At 71.9% G+C, this 16,427-nt stretch carries 16 protein-coding genes; 4 read left to right on the forward strand and 12 right to left on the reverse strand.

What is annotated here, in order from left to right; translation table 11 throughout:
* Positions 1–160: 160 nt before the first annotated feature.
* The 3 genes from J7E86_RS25850 to J7E86_RS25860 form a co-directional block, all read right to left on the reverse strand.
* Entirely contained in the window at positions 161–1,918 is a 1,758-nt protein-coding gene (locus J7E86_RS25850; RefSeq protein ID WP_215084760.1) for a biotin carboxylase N-terminal domain-containing protein, read from the reverse strand.
* Positions 1,919–2,221: 303 nt separating this feature from the next.
* Positions 2,222–2,989, reverse strand: a complete 768-nt coding sequence (locus tag J7E86_RS25855) for an IclR family transcriptional regulator (protein WP_215084762.1) — start codon at positions 2,987–2,989, stop codon at positions 2,222–2,224.
* Between the two features lie 304 nt (positions 2,990–3,293).
* Positions 3,294–3,860, reverse strand: a complete 567-nt coding sequence (locus J7E86_RS25860) for a DJ-1/PfpI family protein (RefSeq protein ID WP_215084764.1) — start codon at positions 3,858–3,860, stop codon at positions 3,294–3,296.
* 208 nt (positions 3,861–4,068) lie between these two features.
* On the opposite strand from J7E86_RS25860, the gene J7E86_RS25865 reads away from it, so the two are divergent.
* A complete protein-coding gene (locus J7E86_RS25865; RefSeq protein WP_215084769.1) occupies positions 4,069–4,356 on the forward strand; it encodes a hypothetical protein in 288 nt (95 codons plus the stop codon).
* 1 nt (position 4,357) lies between these two features.
* Here J7E86_RS25865 and J7E86_RS25870 read toward each other — a convergent pair whose 3' ends face one another.
* The 9 genes from J7E86_RS25870 to J7E86_RS25905 all read right to left on the reverse strand — a co-directional run bounded on the left by J7E86_RS25870 (position 4,358) and on the right by J7E86_RS25905 (position 13,151).
* Positions 4,358–4,969: a nucleoside triphosphate pyrophosphatase gene (locus tag J7E86_RS25870; RefSeq protein WP_215084771.1), complete on the reverse strand. Its 612-nt coding sequence runs from the start codon at positions 4,967–4,969 to the stop codon at positions 4,358–4,360.
* A 38-nt stretch (positions 4,970–5,007) separates the two neighbouring features.
* On the reverse strand, positions 5,008–6,495 hold the full coding sequence (locus tag J7E86_RS25875) for a SulP family inorganic anion transporter (protein WP_215084774.1): 1,488 nt from the start codon (positions 6,493–6,495) through the stop codon (positions 5,008–5,010).
* 48 nt (positions 6,496–6,543) lie between these two features.
* The gene (locus tag J7E86_RS25880) at positions 6,544–7,146 is read right to left on the reverse strand and encodes a carbonic anhydrase (RefSeq protein WP_215084776.1); all 603 of its coding nucleotides are present in this window, start codon (positions 7,144–7,146) and stop codon (positions 6,544–6,546) included.
* A 206-nt stretch (positions 7,147–7,352) separates the two neighbouring features.
* Positions 7,353–7,739 (reverse strand): hypothetical protein, encoded by a 387-nt coding sequence (locus J7E86_RS25885; protein ID WP_215084778.1) that lies wholly within the window; start codon positions 7,737–7,739, stop codon positions 7,353–7,355.
* Between the two features lie 216 nt (positions 7,740–7,955).
* A complete protein-coding gene (locus J7E86_RS25890; RefSeq protein ID WP_215084780.1) occupies positions 7,956–9,422 on the reverse strand; it encodes a penicillin-binding protein 2 in 1,467 nt (488 codons plus the stop codon).
* A gap of 166 nt (positions 9,423–9,588) precedes the next feature.
* A complete protein-coding gene (mmpB, locus tag J7E86_RS31690) occupies positions 9,589–9,717 on the reverse strand; it encodes a morphogenic membrane protein MmpB (RefSeq protein WP_285439771.1) in 129 nt (42 codons plus the stop codon).
* 65 nt (positions 9,718–9,782) lie between these two features.
* Positions 9,783–11,210, reverse strand: a complete 1,428-nt coding sequence (locus J7E86_RS31400) for a DUF4157 domain-containing protein (RefSeq protein WP_251019681.1) — start codon at positions 11,208–11,210, stop codon at positions 9,783–9,785.
* Between the two features lie 102 nt (positions 11,211–11,312).
* Positions 11,313–11,519, reverse strand: coding sequence for an acyl-CoA carboxylase epsilon subunit (locus J7E86_RS25900; protein ID WP_215084782.1), 207 nt, complete (start codon positions 11,517–11,519; stop codon positions 11,313–11,315).
* Between the two features lie 42 nt (positions 11,520–11,561).
* A complete protein-coding gene (locus J7E86_RS25905; RefSeq protein WP_215084784.1) occupies positions 11,562–13,151 on the reverse strand; it encodes an acyl-CoA carboxylase subunit beta in 1,590 nt (529 codons plus the stop codon).
* A 145-nt stretch (positions 13,152–13,296) separates the two neighbouring features.
* Here J7E86_RS25905 and J7E86_RS25910 point away from each other — a divergent pair, with 145 nt between their 5' ends.
* The 3 genes from J7E86_RS25910 (at position 13,297) to J7E86_RS25920 (ending at position 16,412) form a co-directional block, all read left to right on the forward strand.
* Positions 13,297–14,166, forward strand: a complete 870-nt coding sequence (locus J7E86_RS25910; RefSeq protein WP_215084786.1) for a biotin--[acetyl-CoA-carboxylase] ligase — start codon at positions 13,297–13,299, stop codon at positions 14,164–14,166.
* A gap of 91 nt (positions 14,167–14,257) precedes the next feature.
* Positions 14,258–15,421 (forward strand): adenylate/guanylate cyclase domain-containing protein, encoded by a 1,164-nt coding sequence (locus J7E86_RS25915; RefSeq protein WP_215084788.1) that lies wholly within the window; start codon positions 14,258–14,260, stop codon positions 15,419–15,421.
* 196 nt (positions 15,422–15,617) lie between these two features.
* Positions 15,618–16,412: an enoyl-CoA hydratase/isomerase family protein gene (locus tag J7E86_RS25920; protein WP_215084790.1), complete on the forward strand. Its 795-nt coding sequence runs from the start codon at positions 15,618–15,620 to the stop codon at positions 16,410–16,412.
* Positions 16,413–16,427: the final 15 nt, after the last annotated feature.

Raw genomic sequence — 16,427 nt, forward strand, 5'->3', positions numbered from 1 at the left:
CGCCAGCGGCGGCCTTCGTCCCGCGCCCCAAGGATGCCAGGCGGGGCGGGCGTGACGTGGCGGGCGGGCGGCAGGCGGCCGGATCCCACGGCCCCGCACACGCCGTGGGCCCCGGCCGGAGTGATCCGGCCGGGGCCCACGGAAGGGTGACGTGAGGGTGTCAGTCCTTGATTTCGCAGATGACGGCGCCGGAGGAGACGGAGGCGCCGATCTCGGCGGTGATGCCCTTGACGGTGCCCGCCCGGTGGGCGTTGAGCGGCTGTTCCATCTTCATCGCTTCCAGGACCACGATCAGGTCGCCCGCGGCGACCTCCTGGCCTTCGGTGACCGCGACCTTCACGATCGTGCCCTGCATCGGCGAGGTCAGCGCGTCCCCCGAGGCGGCCGAGCCGGCCTTCTTCGCCGCCCGCCGCTTGGGCTTGGCCCCGCCGGCGGCCGCCGTGCGGGCGATCGTCATGCCCAGCGAGGAGGGCAGGGAGACCTCCAGGCGCTTGCCGCCGACCTCGACGACCACCGTCTCCCGCCCCGCGGGCTCGGCCTCGTCCTCGGCGATGGCAGTGCCGGTGAAGGCCTCGATGGTGTTGACGAACTCCGTCTCGATCCACCGCGTGTGCACCGTGAACGGATCCGAGGTGAACGCCGGGTCGGTCACGACCGCGCGGTGGAAGGGGATGGCGGTGGCCATGCCCTCGATGTGGAACTCGGCCAGGGCGCGGGCGGCGCGCTGCAGCGCCTGGCGGCGGGTGGCGCCGGTGACGATCAGCTTCGCGAGCAGGGAGTCCCAGGCCGGGCCGATCACACTGCCCGCCTCCACACCGGCGTCCAGGCGGACACCGGGACCGGCGGGGGCCTCGAAACGGGTCACGGTGCCCGGGGCGGGCAGGAACCCGCGGCCCGGGTCCTCACCATTGATCCGGAACTCAAAAGAGTGTCCGCGCAGCGGCGGGTCGTCGAAGCCCAGGGCCTCGCCGTCGGCGATGCGGAACATCTCCCGCACCAGGTCGATGCCGGTGACCTCTTCGGTGACCGGGTGCTCGACCTGCAGGCGGGTGTTGACCTCCAGGAAGGAGATCGTGCCGTCCTGGCCGACGAGGAACTCCACCGTGCCCGCGCCGACGTAGCCGGCCTCACGCAAGATCGCCTTCGACGCCCGGTACAGCTCCGCGTTCTGCTCCGCCGACAGGAAGGGGGCCGGGGCCTCCTCGACCAGTTTCTGGTGACGGCGCTGCAAGGAGCAGTCACGGGTGGAGACCACGACGACGTTGCCGTGGGTGTCGGCCAGGCACTGGGTCTCCACGTGGCGGGGCCGGTCCAGATACCGCTCGACGAAGCACTCCCCCCGCCCGAACGCCGCAACCGCCTCGCGGACGGCGGAGTCGTAGAGCTCGGGGACCTCTTGAAGGGTGCGGGCGACCTTCAGGCCACGCCCGCCGCCACCGAAGGCCGCCTTGATCGCGATCGGCAGACCATGCTCCTCTGCGAAGGCGACGACCTCCTCAGAGCCGGAGACGGGGTCGGGGGTGCCGGCCACCAGAGGGGCCCCGGCACGCTGGGCGATGTGACGGGCCGCCACCTTGTCACCCAGATCGCGGATCGCCTGCGGGGGCGGGCCGATCCAGGTCAGGCCCGCGTCCAGGACGGCCTGGGCGAACTCGGCGTTCTCCGACAAGAACCCGTACCCGGGGTGGATGGCGTCCGCACCGGACTCCGCCGCCGCGGCAAGCACCTTGGCCATATCGAGGTAGCTCGTCGCCGGGGTGTCACCACCCAGCGCGTACGCCTCGTCGGCGGCCCTGACATGCAACGCGTCACGGTCCGGATCGGCGTAGACCGCCACACTCCCGATCCCGGCGTCCCGGCATGCACGAGCAACGCGGACAGCGATTTCGCCACGGTTGGCGATGAGCACCTTGCGCACGATGGCTCCCTCCTTGAAACAAGGTGAGTTTAGGTACCGGCGACACTCTGTGCCGACCCGACTCCCGGGGTGAGCTTGCCCACACGGAGGGTGAAGGCCTGGGCGTGTGCGCGGGTGAACCCCCAGTTATCCCACGGTACGCCGGGTTTGGGGGCCGTAGGTGATCCTTTTGTGTGGGCAAGGTCTCGGCGTCCGTTCGCGAACGGTGCTGTTCATTCTTTGTCGAGTCCCTACGAAGGGGTGGCAGAAAGTTTGCGTGTCTGCCGGGCTGTCGCCTGGACAGCGAGACCCTCTCCTCTGGGCTTACCCATCAGTAGCGACGTCGGCACCCGGTCCGGCCGCCAACCTCCCGGCCTCCACAGCCACATGGCGCAGGACGTCCGTCACCTGGCGTCCGTGCCGCAGGAACTCCTCCAGCGGCAGTGCGGCCGACACGGCCGTCCGTACGCCGCTCCCGGCGGCGCCCGGCACCGGCACGGCCACGCACGCCACACCGGGCGCGCACTCCTCCACCTCCACCGCGACACCCTCCCGTCGCACACGTCGCAGCTCCACGTCCAGCCGCTCGGCGGAGGTGATCGTGCGCGGCGTGATCGCGCGCATCCCGGTCCCGGACAGATAGCGCAGGCGGGCGGCGCGGGGGAGGGCCGACAGGAGCACCTTGCCGTGCGCGGTGGCGTGCCCGTCGGCGTCCTGGCCGAGGGAGAAGCCGCCGGTGGGGGCGCCGGCGTCGGCGGCCCCGGCGAGGACGGCGATGCCGCCGTCGCGGTAGGCGCTGAAGTAGGTGTCCGCACCGATCGCCCGCCGGGCCGTGTGCAACAGGCCGTGTACCTCGTCGTCCACCCGCATCTGCCGCTGGAAGGCACGGTGCAGGGCCGGGACGCGGTAGCCGAGGGTGTAGCCGCCGGCCGTCCGCACGAGGTGCCCGCGGGCGGTGAGGGCGCCCAGCAGCTCGTACACCGTGGACAGGGCGCAGCCGGTCCGCCGGGCGAGGGCCTTCGCGGTCAGCGGCCCGTCGGAGGCCGCGACGGCGTCGAGGACGTCGAGGGCGCGGTCGACGGACTGCGGCATGACGGGAGGCTCCTTCGGGGGGCGGCGGTACGAGCCGGCAGGCGGACCCACCAGCTTCGCACAGCCGCCGGAACGCTTTGGTCTGGCCGGCTTGGGCAGTGTCCGGCGGCTCTTCGGCCGCGGGCCGTCGTTGCCGCCTGCGGCGGCGGGCGCCCTGCGGGCGCGTCCTCAAGCGCCGGACGGGCTTGATGGTGGCTGAGCTCAGCCGATCTCAGCCCGTCCGGCGTTTGAGGACACCGCCGCGCAGCGGTGGTGCGCACGACGACGGCCGCAGCCGCCCGCTCACAGATCCGCCGGACACGGCCTACCGCTTGACGGGCGCGTGCTCGCGCAGCAGCTCGACGAAGGCGCGCATCCACGCCGGCTGGTCGTTCCAGGCGCGCGCGGACACCAGATTGCCGTCGACGACGGCGTCGGAGTCCACGAAGGTGCCGCCCGCCAGCTCGACGTCGGGGGCGCACGCGGGCCAGGCGGCGGTGCGGCGGCCCTTGAGGACGCCGAGCGGTGCGAGGGCCACGGCGGCGTGGCAGATGTGTGCGACGGGTTTGTTGTCGGCGAAGAACGATGTGATGATCCGCCGGAAGTCGGGATTCATCCGGAGGAACTCCGGCGCCCGGCCGCCGGGGATGACGACGGCCGCGTAATCGGCGGGATTCACGTCCGCGAGCGCGATGTCGGCGGGCCAGGAATGGCCGAGTTTCTCGGTGTAGGTGTCGAAGCTCGACACGAAGTCATGGATGACGAACTGGAGCTGTTTGACGGTCGGCGCGGCTATGTCGACCTCGTAGCCCTCTTCCAGCAGACGCTGGTAGGGGTACATCACCTCCAGGTCCTCCGCGGCGTCGCCCGTCGTGATGAGGATCTTCGGCATGGCTGGTACTCCTCGGGAGTCGGCTATACCGGAATATGCGCCGCGGGGCGGATGAGGAAACTCGACCTTGTGGCTCGATTGCGTGGTGGCGGTGGGATGTTGGGGATTCGCGCCGCGTTCCCGGTCACCGCGCGCGTAATTCGGGGGAGGGGTCCCCGAGTGGCCCAAGGAATGGTGACCGAGTCGGCGCGACCTCGTTGGGGCGGGCATGATCAAGCGTATTGCAGCCGCCGCCGCTCTCACCGGCGCCGCCCTCACCCTGACCGTGACCGCCGCCTCGGCCGCGCCCATGCCGCAGCCGCCCAGCTCGAAGGCGGGGGACGTCGTCGCCCCGCCGAAGGTCGACCCGCCGAACAGCAAGGACATGAGCATCTACCCCGGCGCCACCAACGAGCTCAACAAGCTGAACCAGCTGAACCAGCTCGGCCAGGCCGCGCAGGCGCTGGACCCGGTGCTCGGCCTGCTCAGCCCCCTCGCGGGCGTCCTGCCGCTCTAGGTCACACCCACAGGTCGGTGATCGACACCTCCAGCTCGCCGAGGAGCCGGCGCAGCAGCGGGAGGGAGAGGCCGACGACATTGCCGTGGTCCCCGTCGATGCCGTCGACGAACGGAGCGGACCGGCCGTCGAGGGTGAAGGCGCCCGCCACGTGGAGGGGTTCGCCGGTGGCCACGTACGCGGCGATCTCGGCGTCGGTCGGTTCGCCGAACCGGACGGTCGTGGAGGCGGTCGCGGAGACGCGGCGGCCCGCTGCCGCATCGATCACGCAGTGGCCGGTCCGGAGGATTCCGGACCGGCCGCGCATCGCCTTCCAGCGGGCTGTGGCGTCCTCCGCGTCCGCCGGCTTGCCCAGCGCCTGCCCGTCCAGCTCCAGCACCGAGTCGCAGCCGATGACCAGCGCCCCCGCCGCCTCGGCCCGGGCGGCGACGACCTCGGCCTTGGCCTCGGCGAGCACCCGGGCGAGCTCGGCGGGGGTCGGGGCGGTGATCGCGTCCTCGTCCACGCCGCTGACGACGACCTCGGGCGCGAGCCCCGCGGCGCGGAGCAGCCCGAGGCGGGCGGGGGACTGGGAGGCGAGGATCAGGCGGCGGCGCGCGGAGCTGTCGTTCATGGAGCCAGCCTATGAGGTCGGGCGGCGCGCCGGTGCCGTCAGCCCGCGACGGCCATGACCTCACCCCGCATCCGCACCGGGTCGGTGCCCTCGGCGTTGTGCCGGTCCGCCCAGTTCGTCAGGGCGGTCAGGCAGGCGTGGTCGAGGTGGCGCAGCCCGGACAGGTGCAGCTCGATCGGCCGGTCCTTGGGCAGCGCCTCCAGGGTGTCGAGGATGTGCGGCAGGCGCAGGAAGGTGGCGTTGCCGGTCAGCCGTACGTGGATGGGACCGTCCTCCTCGGTGTCCTTGACGTTCAACTGGACGTGCGAGGTCTCCCAGGCGGTCTTGGCCACAGCCAGCAGCAGGCCGGCCAGGACGCCCTCGAACATGTTCGTGGCGACGATGGCGACGGCGGTGACGCCCAGGACGACCGCCTCGCCGCGGTGCTCGCGCCACAGCGGCCGCAGGTCGCGGAGCGGTACGAGCTTGCAGCCCGCGTGCACCAGCACGCCGGCGAGCGCCGCGACGGGGATCACGCCGAGTGCCGCCGGGAGGAGTGCCGCGAAGAGCAGCAGCCACGCACCGTGCAGGACCCGCGAGAGCTTGGTGCGCGCGCCCGCCTGGACGTTGGCGGCGCTGCGGACGATCACCGCGGTCATGGGCAGCGCGCCCAGCAGACCGCAGACGGTGTTGCCGGCGCCCTGGGCCATCAGCTCCTTGTTGTAGTCGGTGCGGGGGCCGTCGTGGAGGCGGTCGACCGCCGCGGCGCTGAAGAGGCTCTCGGCGGAGGCGATGAGGGTGAACGCCAGGACGGTGCCGAGCAGGGCCACGTCACCGAGCGCGGAGAACGCGCCGGGGCCGGGGATCTGGACCGCCTCGAAGAGGCCCTTGACCTGCACCTTGGTCACGGACAGGGAGAAGGCGGCGGTGACGCCGGTGGCGAGTGCCACGGCCACGAGCGGCGCGGGCACCAGGGTGGGGACGCGGGCGGGCAGCTTCTTCCAGAGCACGAGGACGGCGATGGTCCCCGCGCCGATCGCGAACGCCGTCAGCGTCGCGCCGTCCTGGGCGATGTCGGCCGCGAGGCCCGGAAGCCCCGCGATCTTTTCGAGGCCGCTGCTGGGCGCCTTGAGGTCGGCCATCGCGTACGCCTGGCCGAAGATCAGGACGAGTCCGATGCCGGCCAGCATGCCCTGGACCACGGCCACCGAGATGGCGCGGAACCAGCGGCCGAAGCCCAGGAGGCCCAGGGCGAGTTGCAGGGCACCGGAGGCCAGGACGATGACGCCGAGGGTGCCGATGCCGTGGGTCTGCACGGCTTCGTACACGAGCACGGTCAGGCCCGCGGCGGGGCCGCTGACCTGGAGGGAGCTGCCGGGCAGCAGGCCGACGACGAGGCCGCCGACGATGCCGGTGATCAGGCCGAGTTCGGCCGGTACGCCCGAGGCGACGGCGACGCCGACGCACAGCGGGACGGCGACCAGGAAGACGACGAGCGATGCGGTGATGTCCCGCCGCAGGGTGGCGGGACGGGGTGTGGTGAGCATGGGTTCCTCACGTGGGGTGGGGAAGGCGAGCCGGGTGACCTCGGCGGGTCACAGGGGCAGGAAGGCGGCCTCGTCGCCGGTGGTCCGGTGGGCCAGGACGGTCCCGGTGTGGACCTCGTAGTACCAGGCGTGCAGCCCGAGGGCGCCCTCGGTGAGGCGCTCGGCGACGCACGGATAGCCGCGCAGCCGTTCGAGCTGGGCGAGCGCGTGGCGCTGCACCGGGGCGGCGACGTCGGGCGATGCGCCGTCGTCGCCCTTCAGCCCGGGGGAGGCCCCGCGCTCCAGCCAGCCCCTGACGGCCGGCAGTGCGGTGAGGTCCTCCTCGCGGACGAGCGCGCCGACGGCGCCGCAGTGGGAGTGGCCGCAGACGATGATGTCCCGCACGCCGAGCACCCGTACGGCGTATTCGATGGTGGCCATCTCGCCGGCGGGGTGGTCGGTGGTGTACTCGGGAACGATGTTGCCGGCCGTCCGCAGCTCGAACAGGTCACCCGGGCGGGTGCCGGTGATGAGCGTGGGGACGACACGGGAGTCGGAGCAGGTGATGAACATGGCTTCGGGCGACTGGCCGAGTTCCAGTCCGCGGAGTTCCGCGGTGGACTGCTGCGCGCGGGTCGAAAAGGCGCGGGCGTGGTCGATGAGGGACTGCATGAACGGCTGACCTCCTGGAGGTAGTCGTTGTCGGTCGGACATCGAGGACGTTGCGTCGTCGGGACGTCCGGGAACGGGTGAACGGCCGCGTGCGCCCGCCTGTGCCGGGCCGTCGTCGGCGTCGGCGCGGGTCGCGGAGTGCGGCTGTGGTGAGATGCGGCCGTGCGGGCCGCGGGCGGCTGCCGGGAGGCAGGCGCGTGGGCGGATCAGTGCCTGAAGACCTGGAGGACGGCGCCGCGTTGGTGATGTGACGCGCGCGTCGGGGCGGGCGTCCGCCCGTCGGGCCGTCCGGCGTGGGGCGCGGCGTCCTCGGCGGCCGGGGAGTGCCCCATGGCCGCGACGGTGAGGGTCTGCCGCGGCTGCGCGGTGCCGGCGCGGTGGTGCGTCCGGCCGTGCCGGTTCCATCCGTCGCCGCCGTCGAGGCCGCCCGGGTGCTCGCAGTCGGTCGCCGCGGTGTCCACGGCCCGTACCGAGTGCGCGAGCGAGGAGGACGCCGGGACGTCGCCGGCTTCCACCGTCCGGGACATCAGCAGCATCGCGAGAACGAGGGTGAGGAGCGCGCCGACGACGCCGGCAACTCGTGAACGTGTCACGGCTCGCCCTCCCTCGTTCGAGTGATGATGATCGATTCTAGTCATACGACATGACCGGGCATCGGCGAATGGATTGCCGCGCAGTTAATTCGCCGACCTCAGCACGCGGATCATGAACGAGTGGAGGAAGGGGCCGAGTTGTCCGGATCGATGGTGACATCTCACCCCCAACTCGACCGCCGTGTCATGCCTCCCGTCGCTGCCCGGAACCTTCCCTCACCTGGTGAGGACGGACTCCATGACCTTCTTCGCGATCGGCCCCGCGAGCCCGCCGCCGGAGATCTCCTCGCGGTCGATGCCCGAGCCCTCGGGGTCGATGAACACGGCGACCGCGACCGGTGAACCGTCGCCCTGCTTGGCGTACGAGACGAACCACGCGTAGGGCAGCTTCTCGTTGTTGACGCCGTGCTGGGCCGTGCCCGTCTTGGCGCCGACCGTGACCCCGTCGATCAGGGCCTTCTTGCCGGTGCCGTTCCGCGCGGTGTTCTCCATCATCGTCTGTACCTTCTTCGCCGTGTCGGCGGAGACGGCCTGCGACATCACCTCGGGCTTGTGCTTCTCCAGGGTGCCCAGGTCGGGGCCGCGCAGCTCATCGACCATGTACGGCTTCATCACCTTGCCGTCGTTGGCGAGACCGGCGGTCATCATGGCGATCTGGAGCGGGGTGCTGTCCAGGCTGCCCTGGCCCATGCCGGTCAGCGCGGTCTGGGGGCGGTCGAGCTTCTTGGGGTAGACGCTCTCGGCGGCGCGCACCGGGGTGTCCACCTCCTTGTCGTTGAAGCCGAACTTCTCCGCGGTCTCGCGCATCTTGTCCGCGCCCAGCTTGTCGGCCAGGTCGAGGAAGACGTTGTTGCACGACCACTGGAGGCCGGCCTTCAGCGAGCCGTTGACGCAGTCCGGTGATTGCGTGTCGTTACGGACCGTGGTGGTGCTCTGGGGAAGCTTGTACGGCACCGGGGCGCTGCCCTTGGCGTCGATGTCCGTCACGACACCGTGTTCGAGGGCGGCCGCAGCGGTGAGGATCTTGAAGGTCGAGCCCGGGGGGTAGCGCTCCTTGAGCGCTCGGTTGACCATCGGCTTGTTCTTGTCGGCCTGGAGGCGTTCCCACGCCTCCTTGTCCTTGTTGCGGTCCCCGGCGAACAGCGACGGGTCGTACGAGGGGGTCGAGGCGAGCGCCAGCACCTTGCCGGTCCGCGGGTCGAGCGCGACGACCGCGCCCTTGTACTTGCCGAGGCCCTCGAAAGCGGCCTTCTGCGCCTTGGGGTCGATCGTGGTGACCACGTCGCCGCCGCGCGGCTTCCCGCCGGTGAGGACATCGGTGGTGCGCTGCAGGAAGAGCCGGTCGTCCGTGCCGCTCAGCAGCTTGTCGTTGAGTTTCTCCAGCTGATTGCCGCCGTAGCCCTGCGAGGAGTAGCCCGTCACCGGGGCGTAGAGCTCGCCGTCCGTGAACGTGCGCTTGTACTTGAAGTCGCTGCCCTTCGTCTCGACGGACCCGGTCACCGGCTTGCCGCCGACGATGATGTTGCCGCGCGGCTGGGCGAAGCTCGCGATGCGGACCCGCCTGTTGTCCTTGTGGCCGGAGAGTTCGTCACCGCGGACGAACTGGACCCAGGTGGCCTGGATCAGCAGGGCGAGCACCAGCACCCCGATGAAGACGGATATGTGCCGGACGGGCTTGTTCATCGTGAGACGCGCTCCCCGGTTCGCGGGCATTTCACTGGTAGTGACGCGAATGAGGGGATTGCGGTTGCGGCCGGGGCGGCCGGGGCCCGGAATCGGGCAGGCGGAGGCCGCGACGGCGGTCGCGGGAGGTCGGCTCGGGGGCCGGGATCCGGCGCGGGCCCGGGGTTCAGCGCAGGCCGAGGATGACGAACAGCACCACCATGCCGACCGCCAGGACGAGACCCGCCCGGCGGAGCATCGCCTGCGCTTCGCGCAGCTCCTCGGGGGGTTCTTCGGGCGGATCCGACCACAGCATGGCTTCCATGCTCCAGCCCTGCACGGCCGTCGCGCCTGAGTACGCGTACTCAATCGCCGGGGGCGCTACTGCTTGCGCTTCGTGGCCTGGCCCGAGGTGACCAATTGCTTGGCGAGGGCGGTGGCCGCCTGGCTCTTCTCGCGCGGCCAGTACGTCGTCATCCAGTACTCCCGGACCTGCTTGCCCACCTCGACCGGGTGCGTCGGTGCCACCTCGGCGAGCTTGCTGCCCTCGAAGGTCAGCTTCCTGGACGCCTCCTCGTAGCCGTAGTACATCCTGCTCTCCACCGCGGCACCGGCGGCTGCGGTGCCGCCGGCACCGACGTCGAACCCCTGTGCGGCGACCTCGGCGAGCAGCTCGGCCGTTACGGCGATCTTGTCCGACGGCGCGAACACGTAACGGGTGATGTAGGACGCGCCCGGGGTGCCCGCGCCGGATGCCGCGTCGAATTCGCGCAGTGCGATGTTCTCGCTGACGTGTCCGGTCGTCGTGTGCCCCCACACGGAACCGCCTTTGCCTTCGGTGATGAGCGCGTCACGGACCACGGACGCCAGAGAGCCCTTCCCGCCGGGCTTCATGCTCCCCTGCACCCAGTCCGCCTTCTCCTCGGAAGCGCGACCCGCATTGCAGGTGAAGAAGACGACGGTGATGTTGGGCGCGAGCGCGGGAGCGATGGCCTTGATGATCGATGCGGCTTGGATGGTGTTGATCGCGCCGAGGCCGCACCATTCGGTACTGCCGTGCGCGAACACCGCGAGGGTCCGCACCGTGGTCGGGCCGACCCCGGGCGGGACGGCCGGGTCCGGAGGGGCCTTGGCGACGGCGGATTTCAAGAGCGCGCCGATCGCTTTCACCGTTTCCTTCAAGGGGTGGTCCGTGTCCGACATCGCCGCACCGAACGCGATGCCCGAGGGAGCGATCTTGCTGCTGGTGACCGCCAGCGCGTTCTCCCGCTTGGCCCATTTCTGAGCCGCGGTACGTGCCTCTTCCTTCTCGGCCGGCATCGGCGCGTAGAACGCCAGCGCCACCCCGTTCGGGAACTCCTTGACCAGCCGCCGCCCCAGCGCTTCCTCCGGATCCGCGGGCTGCGCCGCAACCGGCGCGGGAGCCGCCACGTCGCTGCACTGGACCGCCCGCACTCCGGCCGTCGACTGCTCCACGACATGCCCGAGCTCGTGGGCGAGCAGCGCCTGTCCGGCGCTGGTGTGCGGCGCGTAGAGGCCGCGTCCGAAGACCACGTCCTGCCCCACCGTGTACGCCCGGGCGTGCACACCGGCGGCCAGCTCGGCCGCCTGTTCGTCGCTGTGCGTGCGGACGCGGCTGAAGTCGTACGAGAAGCGGGTGGACATGGCCCGCCGCGTCTCATGGTCCAGCGGAGCCCCGGGTGAGCGGGGCACGTGGGCGTGCGCGGGCGCCGTGCCGGGGCCGGTGTGAGCGGCGGTGTGCCGCAGTGGCGCGTCCCCGGTGCGGGAGAGGATTTCCTTTCCGCTCATGAGACCTCGCCGGTGTCGCGGTCCCCCCTGCCCCGCTTTCGAGTGTGCGCGTACGGGGAGCGGGCCGCGACTGGCGGCCCGCTCCCCGCTACGGCGCACCCGTCACGCCGGCCAGTACGTCGTGCGCCAGGCCCGTGCCCCGGGCGGCGGCACCCGGCGGGCGGGGACCAGCCGGGCCGGGTCGGCCCACGCCGAGCGGACGGTGCCCTCCGGCGCGGCGGTGGCGCGGGCCGCCGCGCGGGCCTGGACCACCGCCAGTGCGGCGGCCAGCTCCTCGGGGGTCGGGTTGCCCCGTACGACCTTGATCACGTCAGCTCCTCGAAGCGGGGACGGAGGCGGAACAGGGGAGGGCTAGAGCGGGATGTTGCCGTGCTTCTTCGGCGGCAGCGCCTCGCGCTTGTCGCGCAGCACCCGCAGGCCCCGCACGATGTGGCCGCGCGTCTCGTGCGGCATGATCACCGCGTCGACGTAGCCGCGCTCGGCGGCCGCGTACGGGTTGAGTAGCGCGTCCTCGTAGTCGGCGATCAGCTTGGCCCGCAGCTCCTCCTGCTCCTCCGGGGTCTCCGCGGCGGCGATCGTGCGGCGGTGCAGGATGTTCACCGCGCCCTGGGCGCCCATGACGGCGATCTGCGCGGTGGGCCAGGCGACGTTGAGGTCGGCGCCGAGGTGCTTGGAGCCCATGACGTCGTACGCGCCGCCGAACGCCTTGCGCGTGATGACGGTGATCAGCGGGACCGTCGCCTCGGCGTAGGCGTAGATCAGCTTGGCGCCGCGCCGGATGATGCCGCCGTACTCCTGGTCCACGCCCGGCAGGAAGCCGGGCACGTCCACGAACGTGATCACCGGGACGTTGAACGCGTCGCAGGTGCGCACGAAGCGCGCGGCCTTCTCGCTGGCGTTGATGTCCAGGCAGCCGGCGAACTGCAGCGGCTGGTTGGCGACGATGCCGACCGGGTGGCCCTCGACCCGGCCGAAGCCGGTGATGATGTTCGGCGCGAAGAGGGCCTGGGTCTCCAGGAACTCGCCGTCGTCCAGCACGTGCTCGATGGCGGTGTGCATGTCGTACGGCTGGTTGGCCGAGTCCGGGATGAGCGTGTCCAGCTCCCGGTCGGCGTCCAGGATCTCCAGGTCGGCCTCCTCGGGATAGGCCGGCGGCTCGGAGAGGTTGTTCGAGGGCAGGTACGACAGGATCGCCTTGACGTACTCGATGGCGTCCTTCTCGTCGCCCGCCATGTGGTGCGCCACGCCCGAGGTGGTGTTGTGCGTACGGGCGCCGCCCAGCTCCTCGAAGCCGACGTCCTCACCGGTGACGGTCTTGATCACGTCCGGGCCGGTGATGAACATGTGCGAGGTCTGGTCGACCATCACCGTGAAGTCGGTGATCGCGGGGGAGTAGACCGCGCCGCCCGCGCACGGGCCGACGATCAGGGAGATCTGCGGGACCACGCCCGAGGCGTGCACATTGCGGCGGAAGATCTCGCCGAACAGGCCGAGCGCGACCACGCCCTCCTGGATCCGGGCACCGCCGCCGTCGTTGATGCCGACGATCGGACAGCCGGTCTTCAGCGCGAAGTCCATGGCCTTGCCGATCTTCTCGCCGTACACCTCGCCGAGCGAGCCGCCGAACACGGTGAAGTCCTGCGAGTAGACGCAGATGGTGCGGCCGTCGACCGTGCCGTAGCCGGTGACGACGCCGTCACCGTACGGGCGGTTCTTCTCGATGCCGAAGTTGGTCGAGCGGTGCCGCGCGAACTCGTCCAGCTCGACGAAGGAACCCTCGTCCAGCAGCAGCTCGATGCGCTCACGGGCCGTCAACTTGCCCTTGGCATGCTGCTTCTCCACCGCCCGCGCGGACCCCGCGTGCGTGGCCTCTTCGATCCGGCGCTGCAGGTCCGCGAGCTTTCCCGCGGTGGTGTGGATGTCGTATTCCGGCTCGGACACGGGATGCGGCTCCTGCTCGTCCTGAGGGATGGGCTGACTGGGCTACCGGTTCGTAGCGTATCCGCGCGGGTGCGCTGTGGCAGTGCGGCGTTGGCCACACCTTTTTGCCTCTGTTCCCTCGGATTCCCCTCCTATGGTGGCTCTTATGACGCCCTCCGACGCTCCTGGCAACCGCTGGTCCGACCTCGACCGCCCGCCGCTCAACACCATGGCGCTCCGGCGCGGGCTGCTGCGGCCCGGCGGCCTGTGGACCTCCGTGGAGGTGGTCACCTCGACCGGGTCCACCAACTCCGACCTCGCCGCGGCCGCCGCCGCGGGGAAGGCGGCCGAGGGTGCCGTGCTCGTCGCCGAGGAGCAGTCCGCCGGCCGCGGGCGGCTGGACCGGACCTGGTCGGCGCCGCCGCGCTCCGGGCTCTTCTTCTCCGTCCTGCTCACGCCGGGGGCCGGGGTGCCCGTGGAGCGGTGGGGCTGGCTGCCGCTGCTCGCCGGTGTCGCGACCGCGTCCGCGCTGTCCCGGGCGGCCGGCGTGGACACCGCCCTGAAGTGGCCCAACGACCTGCTCGTGACCGTCGACGGCGCCGAACGCAAGGCCGGCGGGATCCTCGCCGAGCGGGCCGGCGACGGCGTGGTCGTCGGCATCGGCCTGAACGTGACCCTGCGCGCCGAGGAGCTGCCGGTCCCGACGGCGGGCTCGCTCGCGCTGGCCGGCGCGCCCGTCACCGACCGCGATCCACTGCTGCGCGCCGTCCTGCGGTCACTGGAGGAGTGGTACGAGATGTGGCGACGCGCCGGTGGCGACCCCGGCGCGTGCCGGCTCGACGAGGCGTACGCCGCCGGCTGCGCCACCCTCGGGCGCACCGTGCGCGCCGAACTTCCCGGCGGCCGTGACCTGGTCGGGGAGGCCGTGGCCGTCGACGCGGACGGCCGGCTGGTGCTGGCGACGGCCGACGGCGTGCAGCGGCCGGTGGGCGCCGGCGACATCGTTCATCTGCGGTCCGCCCCGTCGGAAGAGTGAGCTACGGCACACCTGTCGTATCGTTGTGCCCAGAACCTAAGCGAGCAGTGATCGGCAGGGCAGTGCGCACGGATCGGACAGGGGGCGGGCGGTGACCGCCGACGAGAAGGAGGGCGCTGCGCACGGGGACGCCGGGGAAGCCGGTCGTGGCGGCCCGCGCGGCGAAGGCCCGGAGTCCGGCCGGCCCGCCAAGGGGGTCGACGAGGACTACGGCGACGAGGGCGGCGATCCCATCGCGCTGCGGCTGGAGGCGCTGATCCTCGGCGCCGAGCGCCGCTACACCCCCTTCCAGGCCGCGCGCGCGGCCGGCGTCTCCATGGACCTGGCCTCCCGCTTCTGGCGCGCCATGGGCTTCGCCGACATCGGCCAGGCCCGCGCGCTGACCGAGGCGGACGTCCTCGCGCTGCGCCGGCTGGCGGGCCTGGTCGAGGCCGGGCTGCTCAGCGAGCCCATGGCCGTCCAGGTCGCCCGCTCCACCGGGCAGACCACGGCCCGCCTGGCCGACTGGCAGATCGACTCCTTCCTGGAGGGCCTGACCGAGCCTCAGGAGCCCGGCATGACCCGGACGGAGATCACCTATCCGCTGGTCGAGCTGCTGCTGCCGGAGCTGGAGGAGTTCCTCATCTACGTCTGGCGTCGGCAGCTGGCCGCCGCCACCGGCCGCGTCGTCCAGACGGGGGACGACGCGGAGATGGTCGACCGCCGGCTGGCCGTCGGCTTCGCCGACCTCGTGGGCTTCACACGGCTGACGCGCCGTCTGGAGGAGGAGGAGCTCGGCGAGCTGGTCGAGGCGTTCGAGACGACCGCCGCCGACCTGGTCGCCGCGCACGGCGGCCGGCTCATCAAGACGCTGGGCGACGAGGTGCTGTATTCGGCGGACGACGCCGGCACGGCGGCGGAGATCGGCCTGCGCCTGATCGAGACGATGACCCACGACGAGACGATGCCGGAACTGAGGGTCGGCATCGCCTTCGGCACGGTCACGACGCGGATGGGCGACGTCTTCGGCACCACGGTGAACCTGGCCTCCCGCCTGACGTCGATAGCGCCCAAGGACGCGGTCCTCGTCGACGGCGCCTTCGCGGAGGAGCTGGCCCGCAGCGGCGACGCCCCGAAGTCGGAGGTGGAGGCCGCGGCGTCGGCGTCCGCCGAGGACGCGGAGAAGTACCGCTTCGCGCTCCAGCCGATGTGGCAGCGGCCGGTGCGGGGACTCGGCGTGGTGGAGCCGTGGCTGCTGAGCCGGCGGGAGAGCTGACGGGGGTGTCCTCGAACGCCGGACGGGCTTGATTTGGTGGTTGCTCCCGGGGAGTTCGCCCCCCTCCGCACGGGCGGCGGGCATCGGGCATCGGGCATCCTGAAATTCAAGCCCGTCCGGCGATTGAGGACATCCGCGACCGGTGCGATGATCCGTTGCGGCAGGTTCACGGTCGTTAACGTCATCGGGAGGTCACGTGAGTGAGCAGCGCTTCGGGGAATGGGTCGCCGTCCGCCGGCACGACCACGTCGCGGAGCTGGTCCTCGACCGCCCCAAGGCCATGAACGCCGTCTCCACCGAGATGGGCCGCCGCCTCGGCGAGGCCACCCGCGCCCTCGCCGACGACCCCTCCGTACGCGTCGTCGTGCTCACCTCCACCCACGAGCGCGCCTTCTGCGTCGGCGCGGACCTCAAGGAGCGCAACTCCTTCACCGACGCCGACCTCGGCCGCCAGCGCCCGCACGCCCGCGCCGCCTACACCGGCGTGCTGGAGCTGCCGATGCCGACCATCGCCGCCGTGCACGGCTTCGCGCTCGGCGGCGGCTTCGAGCTGGCGCTGTCCTGCGACGTGATCGTGGCCGACGGCACCGCCGTGGTGGGCCTCCCCGAGGTGTCCGTCGGAGTGATCCCCGGTGGCGGCGGCACTCAGCTGCTGCCGCGTCGCGTGGGCGCCGCCCGCGCCGCCGAACTGATCTTCACGGCGCGGCGCGTGCCCGCCGCGGAGGCTCGGGAGCTCGGCCTGGTCGACCAGTTGGTGGCCGAGGGCGAGGACCGCACCGAGGCGCTGGCCCTGGCCGCGCGGATGGCCGCGAACTCGCCCGTCGGCCTGCGCGCCGCCAAGCGCGCCCTGCGGCTGGGCCACGGCCTGGACCTGCGGGCGGGCCTGGAGGTGGAGGACGCCGCCTGGCGCACGGTGGCCTTCTCGGGCGACCGTGCCGAGGGCGTGGCTGCCTTCAACGAGAAGCGGACGCCCCAGTGGCCGGGGGAGTGACGGGCGGCGCCGCCG

This window comes from Streptomyces sp. ISL-11 (assembly GCF_018614525.1).
Taxonomy (GTDB): Bacteria; Actinomycetota; Actinomycetes; order Streptomycetales; family Streptomycetaceae; genus Streptomyces.

What these genes read in the sequence shown, in the direction of transcription:
- J7E86_RS25860 (WP_215084764.1), bottom strand. Translation starts at nt 3,860, where the DNA reads ATGCCGAAGATCCTCATCACGACGGGCGACGCCGCGGAGGACCTGGAG.
- J7E86_RS25875 (WP_215084774.1), bottom strand. Translation starts at nt 6,495, where the DNA reads ATGCTCACCACACCCCGTCCCGCCACCCTGCGGCGGGACATCACCGCA.
- J7E86_RS25865 (WP_215084769.1), top strand. Translation starts at nt 4,069, where the DNA reads ATGATCAAGCGTATTGCAGCCGCCGCCGCTCTCACCGGCGCCGCCCTC.
- J7E86_RS31400 (WP_251019681.1), bottom strand. Translation starts at nt 11,210, where the DNA reads ATGAGCGGAAAGGAAATCCTCTCCCGCACCGGGGACGCGCCACTGCGG.
- J7E86_RS25910 (WP_215084786.1), top strand. Translation starts at nt 13,297, where the DNA reads ATGACGCCCTCCGACGCTCCTGGCAACCGCTGGTCCGACCTCGACCGC.
- J7E86_RS25880 (WP_215084776.1), bottom strand. Translation starts at nt 7,146, where the DNA reads ATGCAGTCCCTCATCGACCACGCCCGCGCCTTTTCGACCCGCGCGCAG.
- J7E86_RS25855 (WP_215084762.1), bottom strand. Translation starts at nt 2,989, where the DNA reads ATGCCGCAGTCCGTCGACCGCGCCCTCGACGTCCTCGACGCCGTCGCG.
- J7E86_RS25890 (WP_215084780.1), bottom strand. Translation starts at nt 9,422, where the DNA reads ATGAACAAGCCCGTCCGGCACATATCCGTCTTCATCGGGGTGCTGGTG.
- J7E86_RS25870 (WP_215084771.1), bottom strand. Translation starts at nt 4,969, where the DNA reads ATGAACGACAGCTCCGCGCGCCGCCGCCTGATCCTCGCCTCCCAGTCC.
- mmpB (WP_285439771.1), bottom strand. Translation starts at nt 9,717, where the DNA reads ATGCTGTGGTCGGATCCGCCCGAAGAACCCCCCGAGGAGCTGCGCGAA.